This is a genomic window from Nevskia sp., assembly GCF_051860985.1.
In the GTDB taxonomy this organism is placed as follows: domain Bacteria; phylum Pseudomonadota; class Gammaproteobacteria; order Nevskiales; family Nevskiaceae; genus Nevskia.
The window spans coordinates 211,781-226,812 of sequence record NZ_JBIMKV010000004.1 but is presented as its reverse complement, the minus strand read 5'-3'; the positions used below and the strand labels follow the sequence as shown (position 1 = coordinate 226,812).

The following is a 15,032-nucleotide window of genomic DNA, read 5'->3' as shown; positions in this document are numbered from 1 at the left end:
ATTTGTTCGGGCGCGCAGTATAGTCGCGGCCCAATGAGGGATGAACATCGGTTGTCGCTGCTGTCGGCATCGTGATAAAAATCCGAGTCGACGGGTACCATATCGTTCGGCCGGGATCACCCGAGCATTCCACCCGCAGTACCACACGAACAAAAGCGCAGGGGAAACTGATGAAGAACTTCCGCATCCGGCCGCAGGGGCTGATGCTTCTGGCCCTCGGCTCGGGCCTGGTGACCACCGCACATGCGCAGGACGAGGACCGTCGGTTCTACGTCTCGCCGATGGGCACCTACACGATCTTCGACAATGGCCGGTCGACGCAGGGCGACAACGGCCCCGGCGGCAGCATCGCCATCGGCAAAAAGGTCACCGCCAACCTCGACCTCGAAATCTTCGGCCACTACAGCAACCTGCCGAACGGCGGTGCTGGAAAGGACTTCAAGCTCTACGGTGCCGGCGCGGGCGCCAACATCTTCCCGTTCCCGACCAACCCGATCTTCGGCGGCGCCTACGTGCGTCTGGCCGTGTCGCGCGGTCAGGGCAAGGACGCGCAGGGTCCGATCGCCGATTACACCTCGACGCTGTTCGACGCCGGCCTCGGCTACAACTTCGTGATCTCGAAGAACGCGCTCGGCCCGTTCGGCCCCGGCCTGTCGATGCGCCTCGAAGCGCTGTATCGCCATGACGCGCATGGCCGCAACCAGCTCGGCATCGACTCCGGCCCGGATCAGTATTTCCAGGATCTGGTGATTGGCCTCGGCTTCCGCATTCCGCTCGGCGGCCGTGCCGGCCCGGCGGTTGAAGCCCCGAGCGAGCCGGTGGCCGTGGTGCCGGTCGCAGAAGCCGCACCGGTCGAAGAGCCGGCAGCCGCGCCGGCCGAGAAGCCCTGCGAACCGCCGGTTCCGGGCCAGCCGATCAGCCTCGAAGGCTGCAAGGAAGGCGACACGCTGGTGCTGCGTGGCGTGAACTTCGAGTTCGACAAGTCGAAGCTGACGGTCAACGCCAAGTCCCTGCTCGACCCGGTTGCCGACGCGCTGCTGGCCCGTCCGGACATCAAGGTCGAAGTCGATGGTCACACCGACTCGAAGGGCAGCGATGCCTACAATCTGAAGCTGTCGGATGCCCGCGCCGCCTCGGTGATGGCCTACCTCGTCAGCCGCGGCGTCGACGCCGGCCGGATGACCAGCAAGGGCTTCGGCGAATCGCAGCCGGTGGCGGACAACGCGACCGATGAAGGCCGCGAACTGAACCGCCGCGTCGAGCTGAAGATCACCGAATCGGCCGGCCCCGGCGTGACGGCAGCCCCGGCCAACGAAGTGCCGGCCTCGGAAGCGGCACCGGCAGAAGCTGCACCTGCGGAAGCCGCGCCGGCTGAGGAAGCTGCGCCGGCTGAAGCGGCTCCGGCAGAAGCCGCCCCGGCGGAAGAAGCCGCTCCGGCTGCTGAAGAAGCCGCGCCGCCGGCAGACGCTGCGCCGGCCGCCGAAGAAGCCCCGGCCGCTGAATCGTCGGCTGCTGAGGCGCCGGCTGAAGAAGCCGCTGCTCCGGAAGAAACGCCGGCCGAAGAACCGGCCGTCGAAGGCTGAGCAGCACCTGATCGCTGGCCGCGCTAGCGCGGCCAGCGTCGAAGACCCCGCACCGGGCGACCGCTGCGGGGTTTTTTGTGCCCTGCGCAAGCCCGCCGCATTCAGCCCGCGCGACGGCCGACGACGGTGATCATCGGCAGGCTGCCGAGATCGGCGACCACGCGACTCGCCTCCACCGCACGCAGCGCATGCAGGCGCTCGCCAGCCGTGCCGGTCTTGATCAGGGCCACGGCGAACGACAGGTGCAAGGCGACGGCGGCCATTGCCGCGGCCACCAGGGTCAGGCTGCGGCTTTCGCTGGCGTCATGGCGGCGGTTGGCGTTCTTGTTCTTCATGGTCGTCCTCTCGTGCAGATCAGGTGGTGGGGCCGGTGCTGTGCCGCCGGCAGGCGGGCAACGGTTCTGTTTCCGGCACTGCTGAGATGCAGCGACGACGCCATCCGGATTAAACAGGTCGCAGAAATTTTTTCGTCTTGACAAGGGCTTGCAGCGATGAAGCTGTCCGCGGACAGGCTGCGGACAGAGTCCGGCCGTGGCGCGGACACCGGCAACCCGTCCGCTATACTTCGCGCCTTTCCCGATCCGCCCCGCATGTCCGAGCCGCCCGCCAAGCCCGCGCCCGCCAAGGTGTTCATCAAGACCTTCGGCTGCCAGATGAACGAGTACGACTCGTCGAAGATGGTCGACGTGCTGAAAGCCGCGCGTGGCTACGAGCAGACTGCGGACATCGACGACGCCGATCTGGTCCTGCTCAACACTTGCTCGGTGCGCGAGAAAGCTTCGGAAAAGGTGTTCTCCGATCTCGGCCGGCTGAAAGCCTGGAAGGCCGCGAAACCGGGTCGGCTGGTCGGCGTCGGTGGCTGTGTCGCCAGCCAGGAAGGCGAAGCGATCGCCAAGCGCGCAATGGCCGTCGATCTGGTCTTCGGCCCGCAGACCCTGCACCGCCTGCCCGAACTGATCGACCAGACCCGTGCCACCCAGCGCCCGGCGATCGACGTGCGCTTCCCGGAAATCGAGAAGTTCGACCGCCTGCCCGAGCCGCGCGCCGAGGGCGTGACCGCCTTCGTGTCGATCATGGAAGGCTGCTCGAAGTACTGCACCTTCTGCATCGTGCCGTATACGCGCGGCGAGGAAATCAGCCGTCCGCTCGATGACGTGCTGGCCGAAGTCGATGCACTGCTGGCCCAGGGCGTCCGCGAAATCACCCTGCTCGGCCAGAACGTCAACGCCTATGCCGGCCGCATGGCTGACGGCTCGATCTGCGATCTGGCGCTGCTGCTACACATCCTCGCCCGCTTCGAGGGCCTGGGCCGGCTGCGCTACACGACCTCGCATCCGGCGCATTTCAACGAGGGCCTGATCGACGCCTTCGCGGCAATACCCAAGCTCGACAACCAGCTGCACCTGCCGGTGCAGAGCGGTTCCGACCGCATCCTGGCGATGATGAAGCGCGGCTACACGCAGGCGGACTACCTCGCCAAGATCGCCCGGCTGCGCCACTACCGGCCGCAGATCAGCCTGTCGACCGACATCATCGTCGGCTTTCCGTCGGAAACCGACGAGGACTTCGAGCAGACCATGGCGCTGATCGAGGCCGCCCGCTTCGACGCCGCCTACTCGTTCATCTACAGCCCTCGCCCCGGCACGCCGGCGGCGAACCTGCGCGATGGCGTGCCGGCCGAGGTCAAGCAGGCGCGGCTTGAACGGGTGCAGGCGCGGATCCGCGAATTCGGCGACCAGTACGCCGATGGCCTGATCGGCTCGGTGCAGTCGGTGCTGGTCACCGGTCCGTCGCGCAAGGGCAACGGCCAGCTGACCGGCAAGACGCCGTGCAACCGCTCGATCAATTTCGCAGGTGCTGAACGACTCGCCGGCCAGTTCGTCGATGTCCGCGTCACCTCCCGCCTGACCAATTCGCTGCAAGGCGAAGTGCTGACTCTCGACCCCGTCTTGTGACCACCAGCCCCACCCCGCCGATGAGCGCCGATCCGGTCGCGATCTCCCGCCGTGATTTCCTGCTGACCCCGGACGATGCACACCGCATCGCCAATCTCAACGGCAGCTTCGACGCCCATCTGCGGGCGCTCGAAGTAGGCCTCGGCATCGAGATCCGCAACCGAGGCAACCGCTACGTGGTGATCGGCCCGGTCGACGAGGCGGAAGCCGGCGAAGCCGCGCTGCGCGCGCTGTACGAGCAGGCCGAGGATCTGGCGATCGACGCCGAGCACGTGCACATGGCGCTGCACGAGTTCGCGCCGCGCGCCAGGCTCGCCGCTGTGCCCGGCGGCCGTGACGGCGACGACGTGGTGATCCGCACCAAGCGCGGCGTGGTGCGTGGCCGTTCGCCGCTGCAGAAGGCCTATCTCGCCGACATCGCCGCCAACGTGCTCAGCTTCGGCATCGGCCCGGCCGGCACCGGCAAGACCTATCTGGCGGTGGCCAGTGCCGTCGAAGCGCTGGAACGCGACCGGGTGCGCAAGCTGGTGCTGGTGCGGCCGGCGGTCGAGGCCGGCGAGAAGCTCGGCTTCCTGCCCGGCGACATGGCCCAGAAGATCGACCCGTATCTCCGGCCGCTGTACGACGCGCTGTACGAGATGCTCGGCTTCGAGAAGGTGGCTCGGCTGATCGAGCGCAGCGTCATCGAAGTCGCCCCGCTGGCCTTCATGCGCGGCCGTACCTTGAACGAGGCCTTCGTGATTCTCGACGAGGCGCAGAACACCACGGTCGAGCAGATGAAGATGTTCCTGACCCGCATCGGCTTCGGCTCGGTGGCCGTGGTCACCGGCGACGTCACCCAGATCGATCTACCGAAGCATGTCGGCTCCGGTCTCATCCATGCGATGAACGTGCTGCGCGGCGTACCGGAGATCGGCTTCACGCAGTTCGGCTCCACCGACGTCGTGCGCCATCCGCTGGTGCAGCGCATCGTCCGCGCCTACGAGACCTACGAGGCCAGCGAAAAGCTCGCGCCCGGCTTCCGATGAGCGTCAGTCACAACATCACCATCCAGCGGCGGGTGCCGCCGGCCGGTGTGCCGGCGCCGGCCGCGCTGCGCCAGTGGGCGCTGGCTGCGCTCGGCCACACCCACGGCGAGCTGACGATCCGCATCGTCGATGAAGCGGAAAGCGCGGCGCTCAACGGCCGCTACCGCGGCAAGGACTATCCGACCAATGTGCTGTCGTTCCCGTACGACAGCGAAGGCTTCGAGGAAACCGAAGACGGCCCGCCGCTCGGCGACCTGGCGATCTGCGCGCCAGTGGTGATGCGCGAGGCCGACGAACAGGGCAAGGAACTGCGTGCGCACTGGGCGCACATGGTGGTCCACGGGGTGTTGCACCTGCTCGGCCGCGACCATATCGACGAGACCGAAGCGGAAGCGATGGAAGCCGAGGAGCGGGCGATCCTCGCCGGGCTGGGCTTCCCCGACCCGTACTGATCACCGCCGGCCGCAGCTGCGGCGGCCACGGAAGCGCAAAGCGAGTGCGCTAGACTCCAGAAAAATCGATCGCTTCCCCGCCGCACCGTGCATGCGGGCGCTGCGACACTCGACGCCGGACCGCTTTTCCACCGGTCACGGCATGTTTCTTGGTACCGACCCGATTCATGAACGACGGCTCAGGCAGTTCCCACTCCGAACGCGACAGCGACAACGGCCCGGCCAGCTGGTGGCGGCGATTGACGCAGCGGCTGGCCGGCGGTCCCCGGACCCGCGAAGACCTCAACGAACTGCTCGACGGCGCCCATGAATCCGGCCTCGTCGATGCCGACGCCGCGTCGATGATCCGCGGCGTGTTCGAGACCGGCCAGCTGCAGGTGCGCGACATCATGGTGCCGCGTGCACAGATGGTGGTGGTCGAGCGCGACTGGCCACTGGAGCAGCTGCTGGCCTCGGTCGTGGAATCCGGCCACTCACGCTACCCGGTGATCGGCGATTCGCGCGACGAGATCGTCGGCATCCTGCTGGCCAAGGACCTGCTGCGCTTCACCTCCAGCGAAGCGCCGGATTTCGACATCGCCCGCTGGCTGCGGCCGGCTGCCTTCGTGCCGGAGTCCAAGCGCGTCAACGTGCTGCTGAAGGACTTCCGCAAGAGCCGCAACCACATGGCGCTGGTCGCCGACGAGTACGGCGGCGTCGCCGGCCTGGTGACTATCGAAGACGTGCTGGAGCAGATCGTCGGCGAGATCGACGACGAGCACGACGAATCGGAAAGCGCGCAGATCCTCAAGCAGGACGACCGCCGTTATCTGGTGCAGGGCCTGACGCCGATCGACGAGTTCAACCAGTACTTCGGCGCGACATTCTCCGACGCCGATTTCGACACCGTCGGCGGGCTGGTGATGCACGAGCTGGGGCACATGCCGCGCCGTGGCGAAAGCATCCAGATTGATCGCTTCCAGTTCAACGTGCAGCGCGCCGACAGCCGCCGCGTGCACCTGCTGCAGGTCATGCTGTCGCAGACCTGATGTCGCGCGCGCTGCTGCGGCCGATGCTTCCGATGCGTGCCCTGCTGACGCTGATGCTGGCCTGGCTGCTGGCCGCCGCGCAGCCGGCGCGGGCCGAACCCTTCGTGCCCAGTGGCCAACCAGCGCCGGAGCTGAGCGCCAGCATCGTCACCTTCCAGCCCGGCACGCTGTACTGGCAGCGCTTCGGCCACAACGCGCTGGTGTTGCGCGAAGCCGCCAGCGGCCGGGCGATCAGCTTCAACTACGGCATCTTCGATTTCGCCGCGCCCGGCTTCTTCCTGAACTTCGCCCGCGGTCACATGACCTACCGGGTGGTGCCGAACACGCTCGACAACGACCTGCTGCACTACCGGGCCGAGCATCGCTGGGCACTGGAGCAGCGGCTCAATCTCGACCCGCGCCAGGTCGGCCGGCTGCGTGATTTCCTGGCCTGGAACGTGCAGCCGGAGAACGCCGACTACCGCTACGACTACTTCCTGTCGAACTGCTCGACCCGGGTCCGCGACGCGCTCGACTACGCGATGGACGGGCAGCTCAAGCCGCAGCTCGAAGCCCGACCGAGCCCGCTGAGCTTCCGCAAGGAGGCCACCCGGCTGATCGCACCCGATGCGCTGCTGATGGCCGGCATGGACCTGGCGCTGGGTCCGATCGCCGACCGGCCGATCAGCGTCTGGCAGCAGAGCTTCGCGCCGCTGACCTTGATGCAGGCGCTGCGCAGCGCCACCGTCACCGATGCCGGTGGCCGCAGCCTGCCGCTGGTCAGCCATGAAGCGCGGCTGCTGCCCGGCGGCCACGGCGACACCCCGGACCGCGCCCCGGACCTGCGCCTGCAGTTCCTGCTCGCCGGCATCACGATGGCGGCGATCCTGCTCGGGCTCGCCCGGTTCCGCGCGGTCGGCGGCGCCCGCGCCGTGTTCGTTCTGATCACCACCGGCATCGCGCTGGCCTGCGGCCTGGCCGGGCTGATCCTGGTCGCGCTGTGGGCGTTCAGCGCGCACTGGGCCGGCTGGCGCAACGAGAACCTGCTGCTGGTCAACCCGCTGTGCCTGCTGCTGATCCCGGCGCTGGCCGGCTATCTGCGGCTGCGCTGGCGGCCGACGCTGCGCATCCGGCGGCTGGCGCTGGCGATCGCCGTGCTGGCGCTGCTGTCGCTGCTGGTCCGCGAGCTTCCTGGCCTCCGGCAGCAGAACCTGCACTGGATCTATCTGCTGCTGCCGATCCACGCGGTGATCGCGCTGGTGTTCCTGCGCGCCAAGCAGCCGGACGAGGCGCTGTGACGCCGCTCGTCCGCATCCAGCCTCGGGCCGAACTGGCGCCGCCGCTGCGCGCGCTGGTCGACGCCGCCCTGGCCGCTACCGGCAGCGCCCATGCGCCGTACTCCCGCTTCCGGGTCGGCGCCGCACTGCTGTTCGCCGACGGCAGCCAGCACAGCGGCGCCAATTTCGAGAACGTCTCCTACGGCTTGAGCTTGTGCGCGGAGACCGTGGCGATCGCCGCCGCCAGCGCCGCCGGCCGGCTGCACGAGGTGGTGGCGATCGCGATCGCCGCCGAAGGCGAACTGGCGGCGGCGGTGACCGGCGAATTCATCGCCCCCTGCGGCCGCTGCCGGCAGGTGCTGGCCGAAGCGGTGGCGATCTGCGGCCACGACATCGAGGTGCTGATGCTCAGCCGCGATGGCCTGCGGGTGCGCAGCACCACGGCGCAGGCGCTGCTGCCGCTGGCTTTCGGACTCTGATCAGTCGCGAACGCCGCACGCCGGCCGTGGTCTGAACGGCACTCCCTTGTCACCTTCAGGCCCACCATGAACCGATTGCTTCGACTGTCTCCGGCGTTGCTCGCCATTGTCCTGACCGCCTGCGCGGCGGCCCCGAAACTGCCGCCGATCGAGCGCGCCGCGCAGGTCGACCTGCCGCGCTTCATGGGCGACTGGTACGTGATCGCCTACACGCCGACCTTTATCGACAAGGACGGCTACAACCAGATCGAGTCGTACCGGCTCAACGACGACGGCACCATCGCCACCACCTTCACGTTCCGCGACGGCGGCTTCGACGGCAAGCCGAAGCAGTACCAGCCGAAGGGCTACGTGGTGCCCGGCACGAACAACGCCGAATGGGGCATGCAGTTCATCTGGCCGTTCAAGGGCGAGTACCTGATCACCGACTTGGCCGCCGACTATTCGACCGTGGTCATCGCCCGCAGCAAGCGCGATCTGGTCTGGCTGCTGGCCCGCAAGCCGGACATGAGCCAGGCAGACTACGACCTCCACCTGGCCCGCATCGCGGCGATGGGCTACGACCTGGGCACCGTCAAGCGCGTGCCGCAGCGCTGGCCGGCGAACTGAGTCAGCGCCGGGTATCGAGAGTTTCCGCGCGCACGTCGCGCGGTTCGCGCGGCGGCGGCCGGGTCGGTCGAGGCCCTGATGGCGGCGCCGGTGGCGGCGGTGCAATCACCGGCGGCCGATGGATCGGCCGGCCGAAACGCGGCAGGTACAGCGGCAGCCAGCGCTCGCTTTCGACGGCGCCGCCCGCCTCGGCAGCCGGCGGCGAGCGCGCCGCCTCCAGCGCCGCTTCGGCCTTCAGGCGCTCCGCCCGAGCAAGATCGGCATCGGCGGCAATCCGGCGCTCCGCCGCCAGCTGTTCGAGATAGCGCCGGTAGCGGGCCGCAGCCACCGCGCCATCTTCAGCCGGCGGCGCGGCCAGGTCGTCAAGGCGCTCGCCGGCTCCACCTTCGCGAGCCTCCAGGGTGCCGGCGTTCAGGTGGCAGGGCCGGTCCTGGAACAGCGCCGAGCCATCGAGCGCCCGGCAGCGGTAGATGCCGCGATCGGCAGCCGGGACGGCCGGTGCTGCCGCATCGCCGCCCGGCCGCAGCGGCTGGCCTTCGGCCGCCGAGGCCAGCATCAGCAGCAGCGCCGGCAGCAGCGGGCAACGGCAGGATGGAACGGTCATGCCCGCTTCGACCCCGCGACACCGCCAGCGGTTCGCGCGCCGCTCAGGCGCGATCGCCTCGCAGGCTGCGGACTTTCGCTTCCAGCGCGGCGGCGGTCAGCCCGGCTGGGGCGATCGGCGCATCGGCCAGCAGCTCGATCTCGGCCCGGAAGCGGCGCGGCAGCCGCGCACGGTGCAGGCGCGAATCGATCCGCGACCACATGCTGCCCCACAGGCCGCGCAACGCCAGCGGGATCACCGGCACCGGGGTGGCGGCGAGGATCTTTTCGATGCCCGGCTTGAACGGCTGGATTTCGCCATCGCGGGTCAGCGCGCCCTCCGGGAACAGACCGATGATCTCGCCGTTCTTCAGCGCCCGGTCGATCTCGGCGTAGGCGGCTTCGAGCATCGCCGGGTCTTCCTTCGCTGGCGCGATCGGAATCGCCCGCGCGGTGCGGAACAGGAAGTTCAGGCCGGGAATCCGGAAGATCCGGTGATCCATCACGAAGCGCAGCGGCCGGCGCACGCTGCCGCCGACGATCAGCGCATCGACATAGCTGACGTGGTTGCAGACGACGATCGCCGCGCCTTCCTCTGGAATGTGCTGCTCGAGCCCCGACACGCGGATGCGGTACAGCACCCGGATCAGCATCCAGGCCAGGAAGCGCATCAGGAATTCCGGCACCAGGGTGTAGATGAACACCGCCACGCCGGCATTGAGGATCGCGGCCGCCAGGAACAGCTGCGGGATGTTCAGCCCCGCCTTCAGCAGCACGATCGCCAGCACCGCCGAGGCGACCATGAACGCGGCATTCAGGATGTTGTTGCCGGCGATGATCCGGCTGCGGTGCGAGGCCTCCGATCGGGTCTGGATCAGCGCGTACAGCGGCACGATGAACAGGCCGCCGCTGACGCCGATCAGCGCCAGATCCAGCAGCAGCCGATGGCTGCCGGCCTGCGCCAGCCAGGCGGCCGCGCCGAGGCCGGTGGCGGCGGCATCGCCGGGCGCGGCGAAATAGATGTCGGCGCCGAACAGGCTCAGGCCGATCGAGCCAAGCGGCACCAGGCCGACCTCGACCTTGTGGCCGGACAGCCGTTCGCAAAGCAGCGAACCGAGGCCGACGCCGAGCGAGAACACCGTCAGCAGGCACGTCACCACCTGCTCGTTGCCGCCCAGGTTCAGCTTCACCCAGTTCGGCAACTGGGCCAGAAAAGTGGCGCCATAGAACCAGAACCAGGAGATGCCGAGCACCGACAGGAACACCGTGCGGTTGCCGCGCATGAACGCCAGGTTGCGTGCGGTTTCGGTGAACGCGTTCCAGTTGATCGCCAGCGTCGGCGCTGCCGCCGGCGCCAGCGGTATCGCCCGCGCGCTCAGGTAGCCGAGGACGGCGACCGCGACGATCACCGCGCTGACGGCGGCGATGCCGAAGGCCTGCGCGATCAGCCAGCCGCCCAGCAAGGTGCCGAGCAGGATCGCCAGGAAGGTGGCGGCCTCCACCCAGGCGTTGCCGGTGATCAGCTCCGACGGCGCCAGCGCCTGCGGCAGGATCGCGTACTTCACCGGCCCGAAGATCGTCGCCTGGGCGCCAAGCAGGAACAGCACCGCCAGCAGGAACGGCACCTGGCCGAGGTACAGGCCGATGACGCCGAGCGCCATGATTCCGATCTCCGCGAGCTTGATCCAGCGGATCAGCCGCGACTTCTCGTACTTCTCGGCCAGCTGGCCGGCGGTGGCCGAGAACAGGAAGAACGGCAGGATGAACAGCCCGGCGGCCAGGTTCACGTACAGGTTGATGTCGTCCTGCGACAGCCCGGCGATGCCGAAGCTGACCAGGATCACCAGCGCGTTCTTGAACACGTTGTCGTTGAACGCGCCGAGCGTCTGGGTCCAGAAGAACGGGCTGAAACGGCGGGTGGCCAGCAGGTTTTCGCGGGGTGCTTCGCTCATGCCCACTCTCGTCCGGGTGACCGGCGGAAGCCTCGCATGAAATGACGGCGGCCCCAACGATGCGGCGTTGATGTGCGGCGCCGGCAGGCCGGTGCCCCGCTGCCTGCGGGCGCACCCCGGGTAAGCCGCCATACCGCGTCCAAGGCGCTATCGTGTCGGCCATTCAACCGGAGCCCCCCATGGATTTCGCCCCCAGCCCGCGCGCGCAGGACTATCTCCGGCGCATCCGCGCCTTCATCAAGGACCGCGTATTGCCGGTCGAGGAAACCCATCTGCGCGAGATCGCCGAGCGGAAAGTGGGCGGTGACTGGACGCAGTGGACGATCAGCCCTGCGTTCGAGCAGCTCAAGGCCGAAGCGAAGGCCCAGGGCCTGTGGAACCTGTTCCTGCCGGACGAGGAACTGGGCGCCGGCCTGAACCATGTCGAGTACGCCGTGCTCGCCGAGGAGATGGGCAAGAGCTTCCTCGGGCCGGAGGTCTTCAACTGCTCCGCGCCGGACACCGGCAACATGGAAGTGCTCTACAAGTACGGCAGCGACGAGCAGAAGGAGCGCTGGCTGAAACCGCTGCTCGCCGGCGAAATCCGCTCGGCGTTCTGCATGACCGAGCCGGATGTCGCTTCGTCAGATGCCACCAACATGCGCGCCACGGCGATCGTCGAAGGCAATGAGGTGGTGCTGAACGGCAAGAAGTGGTGGTCGTCCGGCATCGGCCATCCGAACTGCAAGGTGGTGATCTTCATGGGCCTGTCGCAGCCGGATTCGGCGCGCCACAGCCAGCATTCGATGGTGCTGGTGCCGCTCGACACGCCGGGCATCACGATCAAGCGGATGCTGCCCGTGTTCGGCGAGTACGACCCGCCGGCCGGCCACGGCGAAGTGCATTTCGACAACGTGCGGCTGCCGGTGTCGGCGATCATCAAGGGTGTCGGCAAGGGCTTCGAGATCGCCCAGGGCCGCCTGGGCCCGGGCCGCATCCATCACTGCATGCGCTGCCTCGGGGCATCCGAACGGGCGCTGCAGCTGTTGATCGAACGCGGGCTGGACCGCGTGGCCTTCGGCAAGCCGCTGATCAATCTCGGCGGCAACCGTGAGCGGATCGCCGACCTGCGCATCGCCATCGACCAGGCCCGCCTGCTGACCTTGTACGCGGCCTGGAAGATCGACAAGGTCGGCGCGCTCGCCGCACTGACCGAGATCTCGGCGATCAAGGTGGTGGCGCCGAACGTGCTGCAGCAGGTCGTCGACGCGGCGATTCAGATTCACGGTGGCGCCGGCGTGTCCTACGACACCGTGCTGCCGATGCTCTACGCGCAGGCCCGCGTGCTGCGCCTGGCCGACGGCCCGGACGAGGTCCATCGCGGCATGATCGCCAAGGTCGAGCTGGCCAAGTACGGCAGCCGGCTGGCCAAGCTGAAAGAGCATCAGGCATGAGCCAGCGCGTCTTCATCACTGGCGGCGCCTCCGGCCTCGGCCGCGCGCTGGCCGAAGCCTATGCCCGCGATGGCGCGCGGGTGTGCATCGGCGACATCCATCTCGACCGCTGCGCCGAAACCCTGAGCGCATTGAAGGCACTCGGTGCCGACGCCCATGCGCTCAGCTGCAATGTCACGGTCGAGGCCGATCTGGAAGCGGCGGCAGCATGGCTGCAGGCCAACTGGGGCGGTGTCGACCTGGTGTTCAACAATGCCGGCGTCGCCGACGCCGGCGGCATCGACGAGATGCCGATCGCCGACTGGCAGTGGATGATCGACATCAACCTGCTCGGCGTGGTGCGCGGCTGCAAGGCCTTCGTGCCGATGCTGAAGGCGCAGCGCAGCGGCCATCTGGTAAACATCGCCTCGATGGCCGGCCTGATCCATCCGCCGATGATGTCGGCCTACAACGCGACCAAGGCGGCCGTGGTCGCGCTCAGCGAAACCCTGCAGGCCGAGCTGCATCCGCACGGCATCCAGGTCAGCGTGGTCTGCCCGGCGTTCTTCCGCACCAATCTGGCGGAATCGGTGCGCACCGCCAACGCCGACATGGCGAGGCTGACCGCCAAGCTGATCAACAAGTCGGCGATCGGCGCCGATCAGATCGCTGCCGCCGTCAAGGCGGCGGTGGCACGCGGCGATTTCCACGTGCTGACCCACGTCAAGGAACGCCGCATCTGGCTGTTCAAGCGCGCCGTGCCGTTCGCGGTCTATGCCGCCGCGATGCGCCGGCAGATGGCCAAGATGATGGCCAAGCGCACCAGCCGCGCCTGATCGCGGCCGCTCGCGCTCAGTCCGGCAGACGGGCGAAGCGCGGCTGGCTGCGCCCGTCGTGGACGATGTTTTCGACGAACATCGGGAACGGACGCAGCCAAAGACCGGTCTGGTTATACAGCGGCCGGTAGACGACCAGCGCTTCCAGCGTCTCGCTGTGCCGGGCCACGCCAATCACCTCGTACTCGCCGCCCTTGTAGTGGCGGTAGCGGCCGGTCGGCAGGTTCGGTAGCGGCGGCAGGTCGTCGGTCATCGGCGTGGCGGTGGCAGGTGGCGGAGCGGCGCATCGTACGCGCTGCGGCCGCCGCTACACCGGCCGGCCGCTGCCGCGTTGCCGTCATCGCCGGCAGGTAACGTGCATGGAAGCCTCGGCAATGAACCGTTGCGTGCGCGTCGATCGCTGACGATCGGCCCACGCTCACGACAGGAGCGAGTTGAATGAAACGTCTGACCGCGCTGGACCTCGGCTTCATCCATCTGGAGCGGCGCAACCAGCCGCTGCACGTCGCCTACCTGACGCTGCTGCGGCCGCCGGCCGACGCGCCAGCCGATTTCGTGCGCCAACTGGTGGCCCGCCTGCGCTCGTATGCAACACCGCTGCCGCCGTTCAACCAGCGGCTGGAAAGCCGGCTCGGCAAGGGCTTCTGGGTCGAGGACCCGGAGTTCGACATCGAGCAGCACGTCATCCATCTGGCGCTGCCGCAGCCGGGCACCATGAACCAGCTGCTGGCGATGGTGTCGCGGATGCACGCCAGCCATCTCGACCGCGCCTACCCGCTGTGGCGCACCTACATCATCGAAGGGCTGGAAGGCGGCCAGGTCGCGCTGTATTCCAAGGTTCACCATGCGGTTGCCGACGGCGTGGCCGGCACGCGGCTGTTCCTGCGCTCGATGTCGGTCGATGCCGGCGACATCCTGCCGCCGCCGTGGGCCTCGCCGCCGATTGGCCGGCGGGTGCGCGCCGCCAACCTGCTGGCGGCGCCGGTCGATGGCGTGGTCAAGCTCGCCAACCGCTTCGGCGGCGCGTTCGACAACGTGCCGGCGATCTGGCGCGAGCTGCGGCGCACGGCGCGCGAGCGGCGCGAGGGCCATCCGGATGCACTCGGCGGCACCTCGGCGCCGGCTTCGCTGCTGAACCAGCCGATCAGCGCCTCACGCCGCTACCTTGCCCGCAGCTATCCGCTGGCGCGGATCAAGGCCGCTGGCCGGACGCTGGGCTGCACCGTCAACGACGTGATGCTGGCGATGTGCAGCCACGCGCTGCGCCACTACCTGGCCGACCGGCACGCGCTGCCGACCGCGCCGCTGATCGCCGGCGTGCCGATGTCGACCCGCCGCGACAAGAGCGACGTCGGCAACCAGATCAGCTTCCTGCTCGCCAATCTCGGCACCCATCTGGCCGATCCCGCCGAGCGGCTGCAGGCGATCAAGGCCTCGGTGGAGCACAGCAAGGCGCGCTTCGCGTCGATGAAACCGGGCGCGATCCTCGGCTACGCCGCCGCGCAGCTGGCGCCGGGCCTGCTGAACATGCTGTTCGCACCGCAGCGCGGCCATCTGGCCTTCAACCTGGTGATCTCCAACGTGCCGGGGCCGCGCGTGCCGGTGTACTGGCAGGGCTGCGCGGTCGAAGGCATGTTCCCGGTGTCGGTGCTGGTCGACGGCATGGCGCTGAACATCACCGCGTCCAGCCGCGCCGACGCGCTCGACTTCGGCGTGCTGGCCTGCCGCCGCAGCCTGCCGAAGGTGGAATCGCTGATGGACTATCTCGGTGACGGCCTCGAGGCGATCGAGCGGCTGGCGCGCCAGGTGGTGGCGGTCGGCCGGCCGCTGCCGCTGGTATCGCCGGTCGACTGACGGACA

The 15,032-nt window shown here is 68.5% G+C and carries 15 protein-coding genes; 11 read left to right on the top strand and 4 right to left on the bottom strand.

Features of this window, described 5'->3' with window-relative positions; genetic code table 11:
* Positions 1-170: 170 nt before the first annotated feature.
* Complete coding sequence (locus tag ACTIGJ_RS05995) at positions 171-1,583, top strand: OmpA family protein (protein WP_439639369.1); 1,413 nt, start codon at positions 171-173, stop codon at positions 1,581-1,583.
* A 101-nt stretch (positions 1,584-1,684) separates the two neighbouring features.
* Here ACTIGJ_RS05995 and ACTIGJ_RS05990 read toward each other — a convergent pair whose 3' ends face one another.
* The gene (locus ACTIGJ_RS05990; protein ID WP_439639368.1) at positions 1,685-1,918 is read right to left on the bottom strand and encodes a hypothetical protein; all 234 of its coding nucleotides are present in this window, start codon (positions 1,916-1,918) and stop codon (positions 1,685-1,687) included.
* A gap of 255 nt (positions 1,919-2,173) precedes the next feature.
* Here ACTIGJ_RS05990 and miaB point away from each other — a divergent pair, with 255 nt between their 5' ends.
* The 7 genes from miaB to ACTIGJ_RS05955 all read left to right on the top strand — a co-directional run bounded on the left by miaB (position 2,174) and on the right by ACTIGJ_RS05955 (position 8,390).
* Entirely contained in the window at positions 2,174-3,538 is a 1,365-nt protein-coding gene (miaB, locus tag ACTIGJ_RS05985; RefSeq protein WP_439639367.1) for a tRNA (N6-isopentenyl adenosine(37)-C2)-methylthiotransferase MiaB, read from the top strand.
* Between the two features lie 20 nt (positions 3,539-3,558).
* Complete coding sequence (locus ACTIGJ_RS05980) at positions 3,559-4,566, top strand: PhoH family protein (RefSeq protein ID WP_439639366.1); 1,008 nt, start codon at positions 3,559-3,561, stop codon at positions 4,564-4,566.
* Positions 4,563-5,018, top strand: a complete 456-nt coding sequence (gene ybeY / locus ACTIGJ_RS05975; protein ID WP_439639365.1) for an rRNA maturation RNase YbeY — start codon at positions 4,563-4,565, stop codon at positions 5,016-5,018. The genes ACTIGJ_RS05980 and ybeY overlap by 4 nt, the downstream gene beginning before the upstream one ends.
* 167 nt (positions 5,019-5,185) lie before the next feature.
* Entirely contained in the window at positions 5,186-6,046 is an 861-nt protein-coding gene (locus ACTIGJ_RS05970; protein WP_439639364.1) for an HlyC/CorC family transporter, read from the top strand.
* 32 nt (positions 6,047-6,078) lie between these two features.
* Positions 6,079-7,323, top strand: a complete 1,245-nt coding sequence (locus ACTIGJ_RS05965) for a lipoprotein N-acyltransferase Lnb domain-containing protein (protein ID WP_439639363.1) — start codon at positions 6,079-6,081, stop codon at positions 7,321-7,323.
* Entirely contained in the window at positions 7,320-7,781 is a 462-nt protein-coding gene (locus tag ACTIGJ_RS05960) for a cytidine deaminase (RefSeq protein ID WP_439639362.1), read from the top strand. Before ACTIGJ_RS05965 ends, ACTIGJ_RS05960 begins: the two co-directional genes overlap by 4 nt.
* A 66-nt stretch (positions 7,782-7,847) precedes the next feature.
* A complete protein-coding gene (locus tag ACTIGJ_RS05955) occupies positions 7,848-8,390 on the top strand; it encodes a lipocalin family protein (protein ID WP_439639361.1) in 543 nt (180 codons plus the stop codon).
* 1 nt (position 8,391) lies between these two features.
* Here ACTIGJ_RS05955 and ACTIGJ_RS05950 read toward each other — a convergent pair whose 3' ends face one another.
* A complete protein-coding gene (locus tag ACTIGJ_RS05950) occupies positions 8,392-8,994 on the bottom strand; it encodes a hypothetical protein (RefSeq protein ID WP_439639360.1) in 603 nt (200 codons plus the stop codon).
* A gap of 43 nt (positions 8,995-9,037) precedes the next feature.
* Positions 9,038-10,924, bottom strand: a complete 1,887-nt coding sequence (locus ACTIGJ_RS05945; RefSeq protein WP_439639359.1) for an MFS transporter — start codon at positions 10,922-10,924, stop codon at positions 9,038-9,040.
* A 179-nt stretch (positions 10,925-11,103) separates the two neighbouring features.
* On the opposite strand from ACTIGJ_RS05945, the gene ACTIGJ_RS05940 reads away from it, so the two are divergent.
* Positions 11,104-12,357, top strand: a complete 1,254-nt coding sequence (locus ACTIGJ_RS05940; RefSeq protein ID WP_439639358.1) for an acyl-CoA dehydrogenase family protein — start codon at positions 11,104-11,106, stop codon at positions 12,355-12,357.
* The gene (locus tag ACTIGJ_RS05935) at positions 12,354-13,172 is read left to right on the top strand and encodes an SDR family oxidoreductase (protein WP_439639357.1); all 819 of its coding nucleotides are present in this window, start codon (positions 12,354-12,356) and stop codon (positions 13,170-13,172) included. Before ACTIGJ_RS05940 ends, ACTIGJ_RS05935 begins: the two co-directional genes overlap by 4 nt.
* A gap of 16 nt (positions 13,173-13,188) precedes the next feature.
* Here the strand turns inward: ACTIGJ_RS05935 and ACTIGJ_RS05930 are convergent, their stop codons facing one another.
* Positions 13,189-13,425, bottom strand: a complete 237-nt coding sequence (locus ACTIGJ_RS05930) for a DUF1653 domain-containing protein (RefSeq protein ID WP_439639356.1) — start codon at positions 13,423-13,425, stop codon at positions 13,189-13,191.
* A 185-nt stretch (positions 13,426-13,610) separates the two neighbouring features.
* Between ACTIGJ_RS05930 and ACTIGJ_RS05925 the strand changes: the two genes are divergently transcribed.
* Entirely contained in the window at positions 13,611-15,026 is a 1,416-nt protein-coding gene (locus tag ACTIGJ_RS05925; RefSeq protein ID WP_439639355.1) for a WS/DGAT/MGAT family O-acyltransferase, read from the top strand.
* Positions 15,027-15,032: the final 6 nt, after the last annotated feature.

What these genes read in the sequence shown, in the direction of transcription:
- ACTIGJ_RS05955 (WP_439639361.1), top strand. Translation starts at nt 7,848, where the DNA reads ATGAACCGATTGCTTCGACTGTCTCCGGCGTTGCTCGCCATTGTCCTG.
- ACTIGJ_RS05935 (WP_439639357.1), top strand. Translation starts at nt 12,354, where the DNA reads ATGAGCCAGCGCGTCTTCATCACTGGCGGCGCCTCCGGCCTCGGCCGC.
- ACTIGJ_RS05945 (WP_439639359.1), bottom strand. Translation starts at nt 10,924, where the DNA reads ATGAGCGAAGCACCCCGCGAAAACCTGCTGGCCACCCGCCGTTTCAGC.
- ACTIGJ_RS05940 (WP_439639358.1), top strand. Translation starts at nt 11,104, where the DNA reads ATGGATTTCGCCCCCAGCCCGCGCGCGCAGGACTATCTCCGGCGCATC.
- ACTIGJ_RS05970 (WP_439639364.1), top strand. Translation starts at nt 5,186, where the DNA reads ATGAACGACGGCTCAGGCAGTTCCCACTCCGAACGCGACAGCGACAAC.
- ybeY (WP_439639365.1), top strand. Translation starts at nt 4,563, where the DNA reads ATGAGCGTCAGTCACAACATCACCATCCAGCGGCGGGTGCCGCCGGCC.
- ACTIGJ_RS05950 (WP_439639360.1), bottom strand. Translation starts at nt 8,994, where the DNA reads ATGACCGTTCCATCCTGCCGTTGCCCGCTGCTGCCGGCGCTGCTGCTG.
- ACTIGJ_RS05995 (WP_439639369.1), top strand. Translation starts at nt 171, where the DNA reads ATGAAGAACTTCCGCATCCGGCCGCAGGGGCTGATGCTTCTGGCCCTC.
- ACTIGJ_RS05980 (WP_439639366.1), top strand. Translation starts at nt 3,559, where the DNA reads ATGAGCGCCGATCCGGTCGCGATCTCCCGCCGTGATTTCCTGCTGACC.
- ACTIGJ_RS05990 (WP_439639368.1), bottom strand. Translation starts at nt 1,918, where the DNA reads ATGAAGAACAAGAACGCCAACCGCCGCCATGACGCCAGCGAAAGCCGC.
- miaB (WP_439639367.1), top strand. Translation starts at nt 2,174, where the DNA reads ATGTCCGAGCCGCCCGCCAAGCCCGCGCCCGCCAAGGTGTTCATCAAG.
- ACTIGJ_RS05925 (WP_439639355.1), top strand. Translation starts at nt 13,611, where the DNA reads ATGAAACGTCTGACCGCGCTGGACCTCGGCTTCATCCATCTGGAGCGG.
- ACTIGJ_RS05965 (WP_439639363.1), top strand. Translation starts at nt 6,079, where the DNA reads ATGCGTGCCCTGCTGACGCTGATGCTGGCCTGGCTGCTGGCCGCCGCG.
- ACTIGJ_RS05930 (WP_439639356.1), bottom strand. Translation starts at nt 13,425, where the DNA reads ATGACCGACGACCTGCCGCCGCTACCGAACCTGCCGACCGGCCGCTAC.